The following is a 16,696-nucleotide window of genomic DNA, read 5'->3' as shown; positions in this document are numbered from 1 at the left end:
CGCAAACTCACCGGCGGCGTTGTGTGCCGTCTCATGCCTGGATCGAGGGATCCATGGCTCAACCTGGTGGAGGCTTATGACGATGTCGTCGTTGACACTTAACAAGATTACCTCGCAGCGCGGTATTTCCGTGGGCGAGGCGACCAAGAAGATTTCCGACCTCGGTTGGAACCCGACCTATGTCCAGGAAGCGATGACGTTTCCGACCGACTACAAGATCGCCAAGGCGCCGCGCGATCCGATGAAGCAGGTGCTGCGCTCCTATTTCCCCATGCAGGAGGAAAAGGACAATCGCGTCTACGGCGCGCTCGACGCCGCTCTTCGCGGCGACATGTTCCGCAATGTCGAGCCGCGCTGGGTGGAGTGGATGAAGCTCTTCCTCGCCATCATTCCCTTCCCGGAGATATCCGCCGCCCGCTCGATGGCGATGGTGGCGCGGCTGGCGCCGGGCGAGGATCTCAGGACCGGCTTCACCATGCAGATGGTCGACGAGTTCCGCCACTCGACCATCCAGATGAATCTGAAGAAGTGGTACATGGAAAACTACATCGACCCGGCAGGGTTCGATATCACCGAGGAAGCCTTCGGCAAGTGCTACGCGACCACGATCGGCCGCCAGTTCGGTGAAGGCTTCATCACCGGCGACACGATGACGGCCGCCTGCATGTACCTGACCGTCGTCGCCGAGACGGCGTTCACCAACACGCTCTTCGTCGCCATGCCTTCGGAAGCCGCGCGCAACGGCGACTATGCGCTGCCGACCGTGTTCCTCTCGGTGCAGTCCGACGAGAGCCGCCACATCGGCAACGGTCACTCGCTGCTGATGGCCGCGCTGAAGGAGCCGGAGAACCACCTGCTGCTCGAGCGCGACATGCGCTACGCCTTCTGGCAGAACCACGCCATCGTCGACGCCGCGATCGGCACCTTCATCGAATACGGCACCACCAACCGCGACAAGAACAAGGAGTCCTACGCGGAAATGTGGCACCGCTGGATCTACGAGGACTACTACCGCACCTACATGCTGCCGCTCGAGAAATACGGCATCAAGATCCATCACGACGACGTCCAGGCCGCCTGGGAGCGCATCACCAAGAAGAACTACGTCCACAAGGTCGGCCAGTTCTTCGCCGTCGGCTGGCCGGTCAACTTCTGGCGCATCGAGGCGCAGACCGACAAGGACTTCGAGTGGTTCGAGCACAAATACCCAGGCTGGTACGCAGAGTTCGGCGACTTCTGGAAATGGTACGCCAAGCTCAGCCACAAGGGCGAGAAGGTGCTCTTGTTCAACAGCGATGTCGGCTACGTCTATCCGCACCGCTGCTGGTCCTGCCTGGTGCCTTGCCTGATCCGCGAGGACATGGTGGTCGACGAGATCGATGGGCAGCTGCACACCTTCGCCCACGAACTCGACCGCTGGACCGCTGTCGAAGCCTTCGCCGATGAGTATCAGGGCCGTCCGACGCCCGCGATGGGCCGCTTCAGCGGCAAACGCGAGTGGGAGACGCTCTATGACGGCTGGGATCTCGCCGATGCGATCAAGGATCTCAACTTTGTCCGTTCCGACGGCAAGACACTGATCCCGCAGCCGCATCTGCGCTTCGGCGCCGACGAGCAGTGGACGCTCGACGACGTGCGCGGCAACATCCTCGGATCGCCGCTCAATGCGCTTCGCGGCATGTCGCCGGCCGATCGGGAGAAGCATCTGGCCGAGTATCGGGCAGGCTTCACCATCACGCCCATCAACTGACCATCCGAGCGCGGGGGCCGGGGTTTCCGGCCCCCGCGACATTCCAGAGGAAGGCCATCTCCTGTCCTGCGGACGGGCCGGAGAGGAATTGGGAGGTTATCGATGACTGGTGCTCACACGGTGCGCCTGGAGCCGGTCGGCGTCGAGTTCGAGGTCGAACACGGCGAGACGGTCCTGAACGCGGCTTTCCGCCAGGGCATCGCGCTGCCGCATGGCTGCAAGGAAGGGCAATGCTCGGCCTGCAAATGCGTGCTGCTCGAAGGCGAAGTCGACATGCTTAAATACTCGACCTTCGCGCTCAACGACACGGAGAAGGAGAGCGGCCACGTATTGTTGTGCCGGTCGATCGCCTATTCCGACATGCAGGTCGAGCTCCTCAATTACGACGAGGAGGTTCTGGCGAAATCAATCGCGGTGAAGACGTTCAAGGGCCGGATCTCGAAGTTCGAGCATCTTACCCATGACATCCGCGGCATCGAGATCGAGCTCAGCTCGCCGATAAAATTCTGGGCTGGCCAATATGTCGACATCACGGTCACCACGCAAAAAGGGGAGACGATTACGCGCTCGTTCTCCATGGCAAATACGCCGGACGAAACCCAAAAGCTCTCCTTCATCATCAAGAAATACCCCGAAGGAAAGTTCTCCGGAGAGCTCGATTCCGGAGGTATCCGCGTCGGAGCCGAGGTCAGCGTCGCCGGGCCCTATGGAACCTGCTTCCGGCGGGAAGGACGGCAAGGCCCCCTGATCCTGGTCGGCGCCGGCTCCGGCATGTCGCCGGTATGGTCGATCCTCAACGATCACCTGAAGAGCGGCGAGAAGCGGGACGTCTACTTCTTCTACGGCGCGCGGACCCCTACCGACCTGTTCTATCTCGACAGGATCGCCGAGCTTGCCGGCCGCTACCCGGAGCTGAATTTCATCCCGGTGCTGTCGCATGTGAATGGCGAGGCGTGGGACGGCGAGCGCGGCTTCGTACACCAGGGCGTCGACGCCAAGCTCAAGCAGCTCGCGGTCGACGGGCAGGGCGACGTCTATGCCTGTGGTCCGCCGCCCATGATCGATGCGCTGCAGCCCGTGCTGTTCATGAACGGCTTCGAGACCGAACGCATCTTCTTCGACCGGTTCACCACATCGTCCAACGCCGTCCCCGCCCATTGAGGCGGGCCGGAGCGCAACATCAGAGCAACTGCAACAAAGGGAGTGAAGACAATGGTAGCAACGTCGAGTTCAGTAGGATCGGGAGCCGCGGGAGCCGCGATCTTCGCCGATTCGGACAGCCGCAAATATCGGTATTTCGAGCCGAGAGGCCAGCGCGCCACACACTATGAGGATGTCACGGTCGACGTGCAGCCCGACCCCGAGCGCTACCTGATCCAGGACTGGATCATCTCGTTCTCGAACGGCAAAGGCGCCTACATCAAGGACAACACTGCCGCCAGAAGCTCGAACTGGCATGCTTTCCGGGCTCCCGACCAGGAGTGGGAACGCACGCACTACCAGCGCCAGTCGAAGATCGAGACGATGGTGCAGAGCGTCATCACCAATGCCCGCCGCGCCGGCGCGCCGAAGACCTTCGACAAGGTCTGGGCCAAGCTGCTGCAGGCGCATCTCGGAGCTTGGAAGCATGCCGAGTTCGGCCTCGGCACGTCGCTCATGCAGGCGCAGCGCTACGGCTACACGCAGATGATCAACAATGCGACGCTGACCAACTCCTCCTACAAGCTGCGGCTCGCCCAGGACATCACGCTCTATCTCGCCGAGATCGGCATGGACATCGCCGGCTGGGACGACGAGCTCGGCAAGAAGCATTGGCTCGAGGACGGCGTGTGGCAGAGCACCCGCGAGGCGGTCGAGACCATCATGGGCACGACCGACTATCTGGAACAGTACTTCGCCATCAATATCGTGTTCGAGCCGCTGGTCGGCGAATTGTTCCGCTCCGGTTTCCTGATGCAGGCGGCGGCGGCCAACCACGACTTCATCACGCCGCCGGTGATTTCGGCGGCTGAAGCCGACTACGAGCGCAACCTCGCCAACACCATCGACCTGGCCTACCTGCTCGCCCACGACGAGAAGCATGGCGCGGCAAACAGAAAGCTCTTCCAGGGCTGGGTGAACAAGCATGGCGCGCTTGCCGACAAGGCGGCCGCCGGCCTCCAGCCGATCTGGTCGATGCCGCATTCCAAGCCGGTTTCCTTCACCGACGTTCGCGCCCAATCCGAGGAACGGATCGGCCGGATCCTCGGCGAACTCGGCCTCAAGCGCTGAACAGGGGAGAAAAGATCATGTCAGTAGCAGCACGCGACGCCTCGCAGTCCAACATCTTCAAGTCGATGAAGGACATCACCTTCGAACAGACGATTTCGCACCAGTGCGGCGTCACCATGAACGACTCGGTCGAGGCACGCGCCATCGCCGAATTCATGGGCAAGAAGCCCGGGGTCATCGTCACCTACCAGCCGGCCATGATCCGCATCGACGGCGACGGCAAGCTGATCTTCAAGATGGACGAGATCAGCGAATATCTCGGCCGCGACATGACCGCCGAGATCTTCGAGGTCAACACCTCCACCCACTACGGCCGCATGGTGCGCGTCGACGACAACACCGTGATCCTGTTCGGGAACATGGACGAGGTCTTCGAATACATCTGACCAAGTCCAAGGACTCGGCGCGCCGCTCGGACGCGGCGCGCCGACCCCATCAACACGACGCCCTATCAACGTGACGACTGCGGAGGCAAGAAATGTACAGGACACCGGAAGGCAAGGACATCTTCGTGGTCGACGGCCACACCCATTTCTGGGACGGCAGCCAAGAAAACCAGAAGAACATCCACGGCAAGCAGTTCATCGACTGCTTCTATGCCTATCACACGGGCTTGAGCCCGAAGGAACAGCTCTGGGAGAAGGGCAAATTCGAGAAATACAGCGCCGACGATCTCTACCGCGACCTGTTCATCGACGGCCCGGACGACGTGGCGATCGTCCAGTCGACCTATCTGAAGGATTTCTACAAGAACGGCTTCAACACGATCGAGCGCAATGCCGAGGTCGCCAAGCGCTATCCCGAGCGATTCATCGTCAACGGCGCCTTCGATCCGCGCGACGGCGAGAAGGCGCTGGAATATATCCACTTCCTCAAGGAGACCTACGACGTCAAGGGCGTGAAGATGTACACGGCCGAATGGAATGGCGCCTCCAAGGGCTGGAAGCTCACCGACCCCGATGCCTACAAATGCTTCGAGCTGTGCGAAAAGCTCGGCATCAAAAACATCCACGTCCACAAGGGCCCCACGATCATCCCGCTCAGCAAGGACGCGTTCGACGTGCATGACGTCGACCATGCGGCGACGGATTTCCAGGGCCTCAACTGGATCATCGAGCATTGCGGGCTGCCGCGCCTCGACGATTTCTGCTGGATCGCGACGCAGGAAACCAACGTCTATGGCGGCCTGGCGGTGGCGCTTCCCTTCATCCATTCGCGCCCGCGCTATTTCGGCGAGGTCATCGGCGAATTGCTGTTCTGGATAGGGCCGGAGAAGATCCTGTTCGGCTCCGACTACGCGATCTGGACGCCCCGCTGGCTTGTCGAGAAATTCTGGGCCTACCAGATCCCGCAGGACATCGCCGCGGAACGCGGTGTGCAACTGACCGACGAGATCAAGGAGAAGATCCTCGGCCTGAACGCCGCGCGTCTCTACGACATCGACATCGAAGCCAAGAAGAAGGCGCTCGCAAGCTCGCCCTTCAGCATCGCGGCGGAGTAGGAGCCATGGCAACCGCCAGTGTTTCCGACAGCCGCGAGAAGGAACTCTGGCGGCGCGTTGGCGAGGTCAACGACCCGGAACTCGACGAATCCATTACCGAGATGGGCTTTGTCGAGCGGGCCGAGGTGAAGGGTAACGGCAGCGTGGAGGTCGATTTCCGCCTGCCGACCTACTGGTGCTCACCCAACTTCGCCTTCCTCATGCTCGACGGCGTGCGCAAGGCGCTCGACCACCTCTCCTGGTCGCCCGCCTATCGTGTCCGGCTGCACGACCACATGTTCGCCGAAGAGGTCAATCGCGGCATCGAGGAAGGCAAGACGTTCGGCGATATATTCGCTGGACTCGCCGGCGATGAGGATATCGGCGCGCTGCGCGAGACCTTCAGCATGAAGGCCTTCAAGCGGCGTCAGGAAGCTGTGCTGCTCGCCCTGAGAAAGCAAGGGCTGACGGATCGCGAGATCCTCGGCATGGACCTTGCCGCGTATGATGTTGCCCGGCTCGGGTCCGGCGACGCGGCAAGGCAGAAGGCGCGATACCGGACAGCGCTTGTCGAGCGCTTTCCGGCGCGAAGGCAGGGCGACCCCGTCTTCCTCACCTGGGAGGGGCGCCAAATCTCGGCCGAGGCCCTCGATGCCCATCTCGCCGAACTGCGCGCCGTGCGCATCAACATGGAGTTCAACGGCGCGCTTTGCCGTGGGCTCAAGCAGGCAAGATACAAGGAGTTGGACGTGATCGACGGCGAGCCGACGCTGGTCGACTTCATCATGGATCGCGTGCCGGAGCGAAGCGCGCCGGCCACCTAATGCATGTCGCCCAAAAGTGCGTAGCGGTTTTGGGAGAACGACATGCATCAAACAAAGACTTAGAGCGCGTCGCCTGAATCCGTTTCTGCGCGACGCGCTCTAAGCAGAACCGAAGCAACGGCCTCCCACGCACGAGGCCCCCAACCAACAACCCGCCCGTAAGGCGGAAGGAGGAGTCATGCCCAAAATTATGCTTCACAATTCCGAGGCCCGCCGCGCGTTGGCCCGTGGTGTCTTTCGGCTCGCCGCGGCCGTCGAGCCTACGCTCGGTCCCAAAGGCATGAATGCCATGATCGACCGGCCGATCGGCACGCCGATGGTTACGCGCGACGGCGTCAGCATCGCCTCCGAGATCGAACTGCACGACCGTTTCGAGAACATGGGCGCGCAGGTCGTCCGCGAAGTGTCGATGCAGACCAACGAGGTCGCCGGCGACGGCACCACGACCGCCATCGTGCTCGCCAACGCGCTGATCCAGGGCGGCATCGAGGCGAATGAGCAAGGCGCGAAATCAGTCGACCTGTGCAAAGGCATCGAGCTCGCCGTAACGGCGGTTGTGGATGCCCTCAAGGCATCGGCCAAGCCCGCCAAGGGCAACGGCATTCTCGCCTCCGTCGCCAATATCGCGGCGACCGACGCCAGGCTTGGCGCGTTGGTCGCGGAAGCGCATCAGCGCGTCGGCGCCGAAGGCGTCATCACCACCGACTTCAGCGTCACCACCGAGACCACGCTCGACGTTGTCGAAGGCATGTCCTTCGACCGCGGCTACCTCTCGCATCACATGGTCACGGACCAGGAGAAGATGGAGGCCGTGCTCGAGCGGCCCTTGATCCTGATGACCGATCTCAAGATCAAGGAGCCGCAATCACTCGAGGCCGCGCGCCGCATCGCCGACGAGGCCGGCCGGCCGCTCTTGATCGTGTCCGAGGAAGTGTCGCCGGAAGTCGTTGTCACGCTGCTCGGCAAGCACGGGCCAGGCAAATACCTCATCGTGCATCCGCCGGAATACGGCCATTGGCGCAAGGCGATGATGGAGGACCTGGCGATCATCACCGGCGGCAGGGTGATAGCCCGCGATCTCGGCGGCCGCTTGGAGGATATCACGGTCGACGATCTCGGAACCGCTGACCGCGTGAAGACGAGTTCGTCATACACTTCCATCATCCGCGGTGGCGGCAACCATGATGCGATCGCCTCGCGGCGTGCGCAGGTGCAGCGGCAATATGAGGCCGCCCCGCCGAACATCGAGCAGGACAAGCTGCGCGAGCGCCTGGCCAAGCTTTCCGGCGGCACCGCGATCCTCTATGCCGGCGGCGTCACGCCGGTCGAGCAGAAGCGGACAATCCAGCTGATCGAGGATTCGCTGAATGCGGTGCGCGCGGCTTCCGAGGAGGGCGTGGTCGCCGGCGGCGGTTCGGCGCTCGCTCAGATCGCGCCGCTGCTCGACAAGGTGGCGACCGGTGTCGATGGCGACATCGCCGAAGGCGTACGCCTGGTCCGCTCCGTGCTGACGCGGCCGCTGTGGCGCATCGCCGCCAATGCCGGCGCCGATCCCGAGGCCGTGGTGACCGAGGTGACGCGCATCAATGGCGGCTACGGCTACAACGCGTCCGCCGGCAGCTACCAGAACATGTTCGAAGCCGGGATCATCGATCCCGTCCGCGTCACCTATACGGCACTCGCCAACGCGGCGTCCGTGGCGACGCTGATCCTGACCACCGAGACATTGATCGGCGATCTTGCCGAGGACGAAGACCCGACGGCCGGGCCGGCGCTCGGCGGCGGCGCGGAAAAGCTTGGCCGCGCCTGAAACAATTCCCGGAACCGAGAGGACACGACGATGAAAGCTGCCAGACTCTACGAATACGATCCGAAAATGAACGTGAAGCTCAAGATCGAGGATGTCGCCGCGCCGACGATCACCGCACCGGATGAGGTGATCGTGCGCGTCGGCGCCGCCGGGCTGTGCCGCACCGACCTCCATATCATCGAAGGGGTGTGGAAGCCGACGATGGATCCCGACGGCAGCCTGCTGCCCTACATCATGGGGCACGAGAATGCCGGCTGGGTCGAGGAGGTCGGCAGCGGCGTCAGGTCGGTCAAGCGTGGCGACGCCGTGATCTGCCATCCGTTCCGCTCCTGCGGCATCTGCCTCAACTGCCGGCACGGCGAGGACATGTACTGCGACAACGGCCAGTTCCCCGGCCTCGGCATGAATGGCGGCTTCGCCGAGTATTTCATCACCAGCGAGCGCTCACTGATCAAGCTCAACGCCAACGTCACGCCGATCGAGGTGGCGCCGCTGGCCGATGCCGGCATCACCGCCTACCGGGCCGCCAAGCGAGCGGCGAAGCTCCTGCGCCCGGGGAGCTACTGCGTCCTGCTCGGCATCGGCGGGCTGGGCCACATCGCGTTGCAGTCGCTGCACGCGATTTCAGGCTCCCGCATCATCGCCGTCGATCGCGAGCCGGCGGCGCGCGTGCTGGCCAAGGATCTCGGCGCCGACTTCGTGCTCGACGGCGGGCCGAACGTCGTCGAGGAGGTCAAGGCGATCACCGGCGGCGGCGCCCATGTGGTTATCGACTTCGTCGGTGAGCTCGGCGTCGAGAACATCTGCTGGAAGATGGTCCGCAAGGGCGGCCAGCTGTTCGTCGTGGGTTACGGCGGCGCCGTCAATGTGCCGACCGCGCATCTGGTCATCGAGGAGATCAACATCGGCGGCAGCCTGGTCGGCAACTTCACCGAGCTTGTCGAACTGATGGAGCTCAACGCCGACGGCAAGGTGAAGATGCACTACACCGAGTACAACCTCGCCAGCATCAACACCGCGCTCGACGACTTCAAGAACCGGCGGTTCACCGGCCGCGGCGTCATCGTTCCCTGAGAAAGTCCTGGACCGGATGCCATGTGGAGAAGCACCTGCGGGGCGGCGCTGTCGCAACTATGGCTCTATATCGTTGCCCCTTGCCTTGGTGCTGCCGCAGCCGGACTGGCGCTACGCGTCGGCGTGGTCGGTTCCGGCGAACAGGCGCCGCAGCCTGCCTGATCGGCCGCCGATCCATCATTCTCCGTCGACTGAAATCGTCAATCCCATGGCGCGAATGCCATGGGGTTTTTTTGCGGCCGCTCAGACGAACCCGCGTCGGATGCCGTACTGCTCGAGCTTGCGGTAGAGTGTCGGCCGGGAAATGCCGAGCCTAAGGGCGACTTTGCTCAAGTTCCCGCCCTCTGCGGCAAGCGCGTTCCTGATCGCCTGCCGCTCGGCATCCTCGAATGTGCAAACGGGTGCCTCGAGCATGGCCGCGGGAGTATCGCTGTGCATGGTTGTGCCGCTGCCGTGGCCCGTCGTGATTTCCCGGGGGAGATCCCGGACGTCGATGCTGCTGTCGCGCGCCAGAATATGCAGGCGCTCCATCATGTTTTTCAGTTCACGTACGTTGCCCGGCCAGCGGTAGGCAAGCAGCGCGTCGAGCGCTTGGGTTGAAAATTGCAACGGATTGTTGCCTGCCTTGGCAGCAATCTGGCGGTTGAAATGCTCGACCAGCAACAGCACGTCATCGCCACGTTCGCGCAGGGCAGGGACACGGATCGAAACAGCCCCAATGCGGTAGTAGAGATCGCTGCGGAAGCGCCCGGCCGCGACTTCCTGCTTGAGATCGCGGTTGGTCGAGGCGACCAGGCGGACGTCCACCGGCCGCCCCCTGCTGTCGCCGATGCGATGAACCACACGCTCTTCCAGCACGCGCAGCAAGAACGGCTGGATCTCGAGCGGCAACTCACCAATCTCGTCGAGGCTGAGCACGCCACCATTGGCTTGTTCGAAAACGCCTGCCTTGCCGTCACGTGAGGCACCGGTAAAGGCGCCGGCCACGTGGCCGAACAACTCGCTGCCAAACAACTCCCTGGTGATGGCGCCGCAATTCAACGCGACAAACGGATCGGTGTCGCTGCGCTGGCTGCCAGCATGGACAAGCCGGGCAAACAGCTCTTTGCCTACGCCGGTTTCGCCTTCTATCAGCAACGACGTCACACCGCTCGACCGGGCCACGCGGGAAGCGACGTCGACGGCGGCCAGCAGCTTCTCGCTTTCGCCGACGATCATCGACGTCGCAGCCTGCAGCCGCTTGTCCGCCTCGCGGTTGATCGCCGCCACGCCCGAAACGATTGGCGCTGCCGGGAACACCAGGGCCGCCCCACTTAGGTTTCCGTCCAGCTTCAGCGGTGTGATGTGGCAAGATCTCAGATGCGCCGGGAGTGCCTTGGCGAGATCGGCGTCGGAACCGGACGCCGGCAGGTTCATGAGCCAGCGACCGCGGCCCGGCTCCATCGGGCCGTCCGTCATCTCGGCTGTATCGCCATTGGGCACGTTGTTGCAGAAGATCGCTCGGCCACGGTGGTCGACGATCACCAGCCCGTCTTTTCCGCGGTAACCGGGTGCGGAGGAAATGAAGGCTTCGAGCAGGCGGGTGCGCTGCTGCTGCTGCTGCTCGGCCAGCGCCTTTTCAATCTGCCTGGCAGTGGCGGCGACAAGCGCGGTGTTGTGGGGACGGAAGATCGGCGAATAGCCCGACAGGTCGACGACGCCGACGATCTTCCCGTCCAACGGGTCGCGGATCGGTGCGCCGGCGCAGGTCCAGCCTTTGATACCAGCGCAGAAATGCTCGGCCGCGTGGACGAAGATCGGTTCGCCGGTCCACAGCGCGGTGCCTATGCCGTTGGTTCCGACGGCGCCCTCGTTCCATTTGCCGCCGATGGCGAGATGGATGTCCATGCCGTCATGCAGGGTCTTCTTGTCGCCGATGGCTTCGATCAGCACGCCGTCGCTGTCGGCGAGCACGAGCATCGCTCCCGTCCCTTCCAGCAGTGGGCCGAGAGAGGCGAACGGCCGCCGCGCCGCCGAAAGCAACTCGGCGTTGGCGCGGGTCAGATACTCGATCTCGTCGCGATTGCTGTTGAGCGGCGCTTCGACGCCCTGCGCATTTATCCCGCCAGTAGCGCTGCGGAACCAGGAATCGTGGATCAACGAGCGGACCTGGACCGGATCACGCGCGCATTTCGGAGGATCGGACAGGAAATTTTCCCAGGCGCGCATGGTGGCGCGCTCGTCATAGTCGATGGTGTCCAATACCAGCTGTCCGGCGGCCGTCGGCGCACGCGCCGGAAGCGCTCCGGTCTTCATCTGGTTGATATCGATCCCGCGTTTCATTCAGCCATCACAGAACCTTTGGGGCACGGTATTTCTGTATGCTGTTGTGCTGCAGTCTCGCGAGTTAGGACGCCTGATAATCGGTTCGCAAGATGCGTTAGGCGATGCCGAGTTTCAATCCAATGTCGGCGGCAAGCTGTTCTTCGGTGTAGGAGGCCGCGAGCCGCGACCCGTCCAGGCCGGCAAGCGCTTGTGCGATGATTTCGTCGACCGGCGAGAAGTATCCGTTCTGCTTCGTCGCCAGGACGAAGGCCTGCTCGCCATTCCGGTTGCGGACATCGCCGATATGGTGAAGCTGGCGGCTTGTATTCCGGTCCACTGCGATCACCCTGCCATTGAGGGTGACGCGGATGGATGGTTCTGCCTCGGCGGCGACCGGTGAACCACCGCCGACATGGATGATCAGGCCTTCGGCTTCCGGTTTCTGGCGCGGCTTCCTGGATGCTGAATAGCCGCCGCTGCTGATCTGGTCGGCAAGGCGCACAATCGTCGAGCGGTTCTGTTCGATCAGCCGCCTGACCTGAACGTCCTCGCGCCGGAGGCCATCCCGCTTGGAGATGATTTCGACCATGAATCCTCCCAGATTCACTCGCCTTCTTCGTGCCTGGGTCGCATCTTTTTTCTGACCCCATACGACTTCGGTAAGGCTCGCCATTCGTTTATTGGCTAACACAGAAAATCGTGCAGCAGGTAGCAGGCGGCTGCTACAGGTCGCTCCGGACAGTCGACCATTCCGCCATCGATCCTTGCGAACCTTTCCGGCCGTGAGCCCGGTACGAACAGCGGCACGACAGGCGTCATCAACTCACCATTGGGCCGTGGCCTTGACCGTCACATGTCCATCGGATGCCCGCACCTCCATTTCCATCTCGCCCTTTCCACGAGCCGTTCCGCTCAGGAGCAAGGTCTGCGGGCCGATCGCGGGACGCATGCCGCGAAAGGAGAAGCGGCGTGGCGCTTGCCCGGCAATGACCGCGGCGAAGTTCATCAGCAATGTCGCCTGAAGCGGCCCGTGGATGACAAGTCCGGGGTAATGCTCGACATTTGTGGCGTAGGGCGCGTCGTAGTGGATGCGATGCCCGTTGAATGTCAGCGCGGAGTACCGAAAAAGCAGAACCGGATCGACGTCGACGATCCGTTCATGCGATGCGGGCGACCTTGGATCCGGCAGCGTCAGGGGCGCAATGCCAGCTTCCGCAGGGCGATAGACAATGATCTGGTCTTCCTCGACGACAGGGCCGGCGGCATTGGAGATATCGTGACGGACAGTGACGAAGGTAAGCCGGCCGGTGCGCCCTTGTTTTTCCTCGACGACGCCTAGCGTCGAGTGGCGACGGATCGTGTCGCCGCTGCGGATCGGCGCCAGAAAACGGATGTCGCTGCCCGCCCACATGCGGCGCGGAAGCGGCACCGGCGGCAGGAACCCGCCCTTGGCGGCATGTCCGTCCGGGCCCAGTTCACTTGCGTCGGCAATGTCGGGCGTCAGGCACCAGTGCAGGCCGGGCGGGGCCTCGTCGCGGCGCGCCGCGTGAGGGCCAAGCATTGCCTCGAAGCTGGCGACAAGGCGAGGGGTCACGATGTCGTCGACCTCGCGGGTGCGCCCGACCCATTTCTGCAGCGTCGCGCTCGCATCGAGGCTCATTTGACGCTCTCCTCACACCGTGAATTCGGACCGGATCCGATCGGAGTCGGCGCCAAGGGCGGGAACCACAGGGGTTTTGCCGAGGCCTACGGGGCGGCCTGCGGGCATCGGCACGGCGATCCGCTTGCCGTCCGGCAACTCGACCTCCATCCGGCGCAAGGCCCTGTGGCGCGAAAGGTCGCGCATCTCGCTGACCCGGCCCCAGGCGATCCGGGCCTCGTCAAGGCGTCGAATGGCTTCTTCGCAGTCGATCGCCGCGAAAAGCGGTTCGATCTCGGCATCCAGCGCGGCGCGATTGGCCACCCGCCAGGCATTGGTGGCGAAGCGTTCGTCGGCAAACAAATCCTGCCTCCGCAGCACCACGTCGCAGAAGCGCTTCCATTCGCTGTTCTGCTGGATAGAGACCACCACGGCGCCATCGCGGCAGGCATAGGGTCGGTAGGGATAGATCGAGGCATGCGCCAGCCCGTAGCGGCCGGTTTCGCGTCCCGCATATTCGTTATGCAGCAGCGGCACCGCCATCCAGTCGGCCATGCCGTCAAACATGGCGATCTCGACGATGCGGCCGCGGCCGGTCTTGCCGCGCGCCAGCAGCGCCTCAAGTATCGCCGCGTGCGCGTTCATTCCTGTCGCGATGTCGGCGGCCGACACGCCGATCTTGCAAGGCGTTTCGGCAGTGCCGGTCACCGCGCAGATGCCGCTTTCCGCCTGCACCAGCATGTCGTAGGCGCGCATCGACGCGGTCGCGCGGCTGCTGGCCTGACAAGGTTACGGCGCGACGAAGCCTTCGTGCCCCTGCAGGAAGCGCAGGAAATCCTCGCCGCCCAGGATGAGGTCCTGCTCCATGGCGGCGCGCGCCTTTTCCGAATTCTTCTCGCGCAGGCCCTCTATCACCGTCTCGTGCTGGGCGGCGCCGACATATTTGTGCTCGCCTTCCTTGAAGAAGACGGTCAGCATCGGCCCCATCGACACCCACAGGCTCTCGATATGAGCGACCAGCATTTCCATGCCGGACAGCCGATAGACGGTGAAGTGGAAGTCGCGGTTGTAGCGAAATGAAAGTTCCGGATCGCTGGCTCGGTCCGCCTTCTCGAACACCTTCTGGATGGCGGTCAGCTTATCGATGTCATCCTTCGTCGCGTTCTGTGCCGCGAGCCCGGCGGCAAGGCCCTCCAGCGACAGCCTTATGGTGCGGACCTCCATGTAGCGCGCCAGCGTCAGCGCCGGCACGGTGACGAAACGCCCCGAGCGCAGCTCGAGCCCGCGCTCGCTGACCAGCCGCAGGCAGGCTTCGCGGGCAGGGGTGACGCTGGTGCCGAGCTGGTCGGCAAGATCCTGCATCACCAGGCGCTGCCCGGGCCGGAACTGCCCCGCGATCAAGCCTTCGCGAAGGGCGACATAGGCGCGTGCGGAAAGGTTGCCTTGCTCGAGCGGCTGAATGTTCACGGCAAAGGTCTCCTCGGCATTGTTATCTGGCGTCTTCTGCCGGCAGTGATTCTACAGGATATAACCAATAGACGCTTTTTCCTTCACTGTATTGTGGAGCCTGCTAGAGCAGGATGACGTTACGTTGAATCGTCATCCTGCTCAGCTGTTTGTTGGGAGCATGATCTTTTCCGAAAACCGGTTCCCACTTTTCGGGATCATGCTCTAAGCGAGCAGGGATTGGGCGACGCTTTCGATGCCGGGAGCGTCGAGCTTGTAGTGGCGATAAAGGTGGGTCGGCGGCGCGATCAGGCTGTATTCGTCCTTGATGCCATGCCGCACAAGCCGTGCGCCGCCGCCTTCCTCGGCCAGCACTTCGGCGACGGCGCCACCCAGGCCGCCGAGGATATTGTGTTCCTCGACGGTCAGGATGAAGCGCGACTTGCGCGCCGCTGCCATCACCGCCTCGCGGTCGAGCGGCTTGATCGTGTGCATGTCGATGAGGCCGACGGAATGCCCCTTGGCGTTCAATGCTTCCATCGCCTGTTTGGCCGAGTGCACCGCCATGCCGCAGGCGATGATGGTGAGGTCGTTGCCGATGCCGTGGACCACGGCCTTGCCGAATTCGAACGGCGCGTCCTCGGCATAGACGACCGGGTCGTGGCCGCGCGAGATGCGGAAATAGATCGGCTGCGGATGGTTGACGGAAGCGCGCAGCGCCGCGGCGAATTGCGGGCCGTCCGCGGTGGAGACGACGGTGAGGTCGGCAATCGAGCGCATGATCGCGATGTCTTCCGTGGCGTGATGCGAGGTGCCGTAGAAACCGAGCGAGATGCCGGTGTGGTGACCGATCAGGCGAACCGGCTGCGCGCAATAGGCGACGTCCATGCGGATCTGCTCGCAGCAAAGCAACGCCAGGAAAGACGCGAAGGTCGCCACATAGGGCATGACGCCGGTCGTCGCCATGCCGGCCGCGGCCGAAACCATGTTCTGCTCGGAAATACCGAATTGCGTAAAGCGCTCGGGAAAGCGCCGGGCAAAGCCTACCAGGCCGTTGGAATGCTGCAGGTCGGCGGTGCCGGCAACGACCGGATGGCCGGCTTCGGCAAGCTCGATCAGCGTGTTGGCCAAAGTGGCAAGCGAAGGCGCGCGCTTGTTCAGCTCGCGGTACTGCCAGCTGTCGGGATGCAAGGCCGCGCTCATTCCGCACCTTCGAGGATCATATCGCGGGCACGCGCTTCGTCCTCCGGCGCAAGATAGCCGAGATGCCAGCCGGGTTCGGTTTCCATATAGTCGATGCCTTTGCCCTTGACCGTTTTGGCGATGACGCAGCAGGGCTTTTCGCGGCCGGCGTCGGCCTTGACCTTGCGCAGCAGGTTGGCGAGCGCGACGACGTCGTGGCCGTCGACCTCATGCACTTCCCAGCCGAAGGCACGCCACTTCTCATCGAGCGGTTCGACCGTCGCGACGTCGTCGACCTTCCCGTCGAGCTGGTAGCCGTTGCGATCGATGATCGCGACGAGCTTGCCCAGCCGGTGGGTGGCGGCGCTGATGGCGGCCTCCCACACCTGCCCTTCCTGCATCTCGCCGTCGCCGAGCAGGACGAAGACGTTGAAGTCCTTTCCGTGGAAGCGGCCGCCCAGCGCCATGCCGACGCCATTGGACAGGGCATGGCCGATCGAACCGGAGCTGAAGTCGACGCCGGGCACCTTGCGCATGTCGGGGTGATCGCCGAGCGGGCTGCCCAGGCGGGTGTAATCGTCGAGCCAGGAGCGGTCGAAGAAGTCGAGATCGGCGAGGATCGGAAACTGGCCGACCGCCGCATGACCCTTGCCCATCAGGAAACGATCGCGTTCCGCCCAGCCCGGCTCGCCGCGGCGCAGCCGCATCGTGTCGTAGTAGAGCGTCGAGAAGATCTCGGCGCAGGAGAAGACCGACGAGTAGTGGCCGACCTTGGCGATCGAAATCAGCCTGATCGTCTCCAGCCGCACGAAGCGCGCGCGCTCGCGCAGGCGGGCAGCCTGTTCGTCCGATATCCCGTCATTGCCGCCGTTGCTCGGCCATCGGCTCGCGCCTGAGGACGCCATGCTCAATCTCC

16 protein-coding genes are annotated in these 16,696 nt (G+C 63.3%); 9 read left to right on the top strand and 7 right to left on the bottom strand.

Annotated features, from left to right (window positions below; all coding sequences use genetic code 11):
• The first annotated feature begins 76 nt into the window (after positions 1–76).
• The 9 genes from FJ418_RS21710 (at position 77) to FJ418_RS21670 (ending at position 9,371) form a co-directional block, all read left to right on the top strand.
• A complete protein-coding gene (locus tag FJ418_RS21710; protein WP_210239389.1) occupies positions 77–1,750 on the top strand; it encodes an aromatic/alkene/methane monooxygenase hydroxylase/oxygenase subunit alpha in 1,674 nt (557 codons plus the stop codon).
• Positions 1,751–1,852: 102 nt separating this feature from the next.
• A complete protein-coding gene (locus FJ418_RS21705) occupies positions 1,853–2,911 on the top strand; it encodes a 2Fe-2S iron-sulfur cluster binding domain-containing protein (RefSeq protein WP_140869078.1) in 1,059 nt (352 codons plus the stop codon).
• A 51-nt stretch (positions 2,912–2,962) separates the two neighbouring features.
• The gene (locus FJ418_RS21700) at positions 2,963–4,021 is read left to right on the top strand and encodes an aromatic/alkene monooxygenase hydroxylase subunit beta (protein WP_140652784.1); all 1,059 of its coding nucleotides are present in this window, start codon (positions 2,963–2,965) and stop codon (positions 4,019–4,021) included.
• 17 nt (positions 4,022–4,038) lie between these two features.
• A complete protein-coding gene (locus FJ418_RS21695; protein WP_140535648.1) occupies positions 4,039–4,407 on the top strand; it encodes an MmoB/DmpM family protein in 369 nt (122 codons plus the stop codon).
• Positions 4,408–4,499: 92 nt separating this feature from the next.
• The gene (locus FJ418_RS21690; protein WP_140784315.1) at positions 4,500–5,522 is read left to right on the top strand and encodes an amidohydrolase family protein; all 1,023 of its coding nucleotides are present in this window, start codon (positions 4,500–4,502) and stop codon (positions 5,520–5,522) included.
• Positions 5,523–5,527: 5 nt separating this feature from the next.
• Positions 5,528–6,325 carry an iron-sulfur cluster assembly protein gene (locus tag FJ418_RS21685; RefSeq protein ID WP_140784316.1) on the top strand — a complete coding sequence of 266 codons (798 nt, stop codon included), beginning with the start codon at positions 5,528–5,530 and terminating at the stop codon, positions 6,323–6,325.
• A gap of 178 nt (positions 6,326–6,503) precedes the next feature.
• Positions 6,504–8,135: a molecular chaperone GroEL gene (locus tag FJ418_RS21680; RefSeq protein WP_140869075.1), complete on the top strand. Its 1,632-nt coding sequence runs from the start codon at positions 6,504–6,506 to the stop codon at positions 8,133–8,135.
• 30 nt (positions 8,136–8,165) lie between these two features.
• Complete coding sequence (locus FJ418_RS21675) at positions 8,166–9,209, top strand: NAD(P)-dependent alcohol dehydrogenase (RefSeq protein WP_140652791.1); 1,044 nt, start codon at positions 8,166–8,168, stop codon at positions 9,207–9,209.
• 21 nt (positions 9,210–9,230) lie between these two features.
• Entirely contained in the window at positions 9,231–9,371 is a 141-nt protein-coding gene (locus FJ418_RS21670; protein WP_246683162.1) for a hypothetical protein, read from the top strand.
• A gap of 81 nt (positions 9,372–9,452) precedes the next feature.
• Here the strand turns inward: FJ418_RS21670 and FJ418_RS21665 are convergent, their stop codons facing one another.
• The 7 genes from FJ418_RS21665 to FJ418_RS21635 all read right to left on the bottom strand — a co-directional run bounded on the left by FJ418_RS21665 (position 9,453) and on the right by FJ418_RS21635 (position 16,685).
• Positions 9,453–11,531 carry a sigma-54-dependent Fis family transcriptional regulator gene (locus tag FJ418_RS21665; RefSeq protein ID WP_140857675.1) on the bottom strand — a complete coding sequence of 693 codons (2,079 nt, stop codon included), beginning with the start codon at positions 11,529–11,531 and terminating at the stop codon, positions 9,453–9,455.
• Between the two features lie 97 nt (positions 11,532–11,628).
• Positions 11,629–12,204 carry a hypothetical protein gene (locus FJ418_RS21660; protein WP_246680781.1) on the bottom strand — a complete coding sequence of 192 codons (576 nt, stop codon included), beginning with the start codon at positions 12,202–12,204 and terminating at the stop codon, positions 11,629–11,631.
• A gap of 132 nt (positions 12,205–12,336) precedes the next feature.
• Positions 12,337–13,173: a MaoC family dehydratase N-terminal domain-containing protein gene (locus FJ418_RS21655; RefSeq protein WP_140869071.1), complete on the bottom strand. Its 837-nt coding sequence runs from the start codon at positions 13,171–13,173 to the stop codon at positions 12,337–12,339.
• A 12-nt stretch (positions 13,174–13,185) separates the two neighbouring features.
• Entirely contained in the window at positions 13,186–13,908 is a 723-nt protein-coding gene (locus FJ418_RS21650) for a CaiB/BaiF CoA-transferase family protein (protein ID WP_140869068.1), read from the bottom strand.
• Between the two features lie 33 nt (positions 13,909–13,941).
• Positions 13,942–14,619, bottom strand: a complete 678-nt coding sequence (locus tag FJ418_RS21645) for a GntR family transcriptional regulator (protein ID WP_140707769.1) — start codon at positions 14,617–14,619, stop codon at positions 13,942–13,944.
• 204 nt (positions 14,620–14,823) lie between these two features.
• Positions 14,824–15,801 (bottom strand): transketolase C-terminal domain-containing protein, encoded by a 978-nt coding sequence (locus tag FJ418_RS21640; RefSeq protein ID WP_140869065.1) that lies wholly within the window; start codon positions 15,799–15,801, stop codon positions 14,824–14,826.
• Entirely contained in the window at positions 15,798–16,685 is an 888-nt protein-coding gene (locus FJ418_RS21635) for a transketolase (protein ID WP_140869062.1), read from the bottom strand. Before FJ418_RS21635 ends, FJ418_RS21640 begins: the two co-directional genes overlap by 4 nt.
• Between the last annotated feature and the right edge of the window lie 11 nt (positions 16,686–16,696).

The organism is Mesorhizobium sp. B2-8-3 (assembly GCF_006440815.1).
GTDB lineage: Bacteria > Pseudomonadota > Alphaproteobacteria > Rhizobiales > Rhizobiaceae > Mesorhizobium.
The sequence above is the reverse complement of the archived record's forward strand: the minus strand, read 5'-3'. Positions and strand labels throughout refer to the sequence as shown.